The following is a 1744-nucleotide window of genomic DNA, read 5'->3' as shown; positions in this document are numbered from 1 at the left end:
ATTGGGTCAACAGGTAAAAGATGAGTAATTTTACTCATTGACAATAGTGCTTTTAGCTTAACTTGTGAGTAATGGTCCTGGGATGTAAGGCTCAAACTCCTTTATCAAGTTGCGTCCTTTGTATTCAGGAACTCGGATATCAAACGGAACTGTTAATTGCCGACGCTTCAGTCCGCTGGTTTTGTCTTTACTTTCGATGGGTTCGTTGGCGCTCAGGATAACCATGCCACCAAAAATATAATCCTTAGATTGCTGTATCCCTTTACGCTCATAGCGTATGGGGTCTTGACCTGTTAAGCGTTTTAGGTTTCCCACCTCACCTTGCCATCGCTCGCTATCTGGGAAAATAGCGAGGCTTTTGCCGTAAAATTTAGCTGTTTCAAACTGGTTGCTTTCGAGGTGAGCTAGTTGACTGGATGCTGTATTTTCGTTTCCTGCCAACGCTCGCGCTAACCCCATAACAGTAGACTTACCCGTACCCCCACCACCGATTAACTCGAGGAAGCGCTGCAAGTCTGCGCGGCGAGTAACAACGGCTCAGAGGAATGCCAGCAGCACGTTGGCGATGGCTTGGCAGCCTGTGACCTTAAGTAAAAAGTCCTCAATCGGCTCACATCCGATATGGGCATCTGCCCACTTGTGGGGTAATTGCCAAGTAAATCGATATCCGGGTTTGTGCGGTTTCAGTTCTTTAGTTTTCTGGTCAAGTACGCCGTCCCGTAAGGGAATTAGTCCGGTTTGCTCGTCCCATTCCAGTACCTCTAAGTCTGATTGCAGAATCGTTTCTACCGAGGAAACAAAGCCAGCGTTGAATGGTAAATTTTGCGATCGCAAATGAGCGTGAATGAGTCCGCGCACCGTCTCATTTGTTGCCACGCTCCACGCCCCATTAAACTTCCCGGCATATTGACGCCACAGTTTATATTCCGACTCCCACGCTAGTTTCTCTCGGTAAATTTCACCTAGCTCTGCTGCTACTTTACTTGGGGGCGGTAACTGCTTACCTTTCTTCTCATCCCCCGTGTCACGCGCTTCGCTGACTTGCGCTTCCAGGTTTTTAAGCCACTGAGCATAAGGAATTGCATCAGCCATAATCTTTTTCACCATCTCCGCGCCGTGGTGGACTTTCACATCGTCAATCTTTAATCCTAATTCAGGATTCCATGTTGCGACCAAAACGGTACAGTTTCGTTGTTCTAGGGCTTTGGCGAGTTTTTTAACCTGAAGCCGTACTTCTTTTTTAGTCAGTACGTCCATATCGAAGCGGATACGCATTGTTCGCCTAGGAACTGCCACTGCTGCCAAGTTTGGGACAAGCTCACGCTTCCTTTGCCACATGGCAACACCGCAGAGAGCCAGCGAGGGGAATCCGCAAGTTATCCCAGCGCCCGACTTCTTTGTCCCTTCGTCAATATCAACAGGGATAGACACATCATCTAGGACACGTTGCCAGTAGTCCGGGTCGGGGTGTGGTAGCGCGATAGCGTCGTAGGGATGCCCTTTATCGGAGATGTACTTTACCTCCTTTCCATTTAACAGAATTTTCTTGTCTGGCTTGAACTGCCCAAACTCCTGAGGCTTCATCGTTGTTAGGTCAAGCCCAGATGTGTACCAGCCGAGGGGGAGGTTGTCGGAATACTTTTCCCAGCTAATTTTCTTTGCGATGAAACCCACATTCCGCAGATGTGATTATCTTACTGGTATTTTTCAAAAATCAAAGCCATAAAGCTTTTTTTAGTCTAAC

General features: G+C 47.7%; 2 protein-coding genes. Both read right to left on the bottom strand.

Features of this window, described 5'->3' with window-relative positions; all coding sequences use genetic code 11:
* Positions 1–57 precede the first annotated feature (57 nt).
* Positions 58–513 carry a DUF5906 domain-containing protein gene (locus tag QUB61_RS39280; protein ID WP_333136867.1) on the bottom strand — a complete coding sequence of 152 codons (456 nt, stop codon included), beginning with the start codon at positions 511–513 and terminating at the stop codon, positions 58–60.
* Positions 514–537: 24 nt separating this feature from the next.
* Positions 538–1674 carry a DUF3854 domain-containing protein gene (locus QUB61_RS39275; protein WP_333136865.1) on the bottom strand — a complete coding sequence of 379 codons (1137 nt, stop codon included), beginning with the start codon at positions 1672–1674 and terminating at the stop codon, positions 538–540.
* Positions 1675–1744: the final 70 nt, after the last annotated feature.

The organism is Microcoleus sp. C2D2 (assembly GCF_036702495.1).
GTDB lineage: Bacteria > Cyanobacteriota > Cyanobacteriia > Cyanobacteriales > Microcoleaceae > Microcoleus.
Note: the sequence above shows the minus strand (reverse complement) of the source record. Positions and strands in the feature narration are given on the sequence as shown.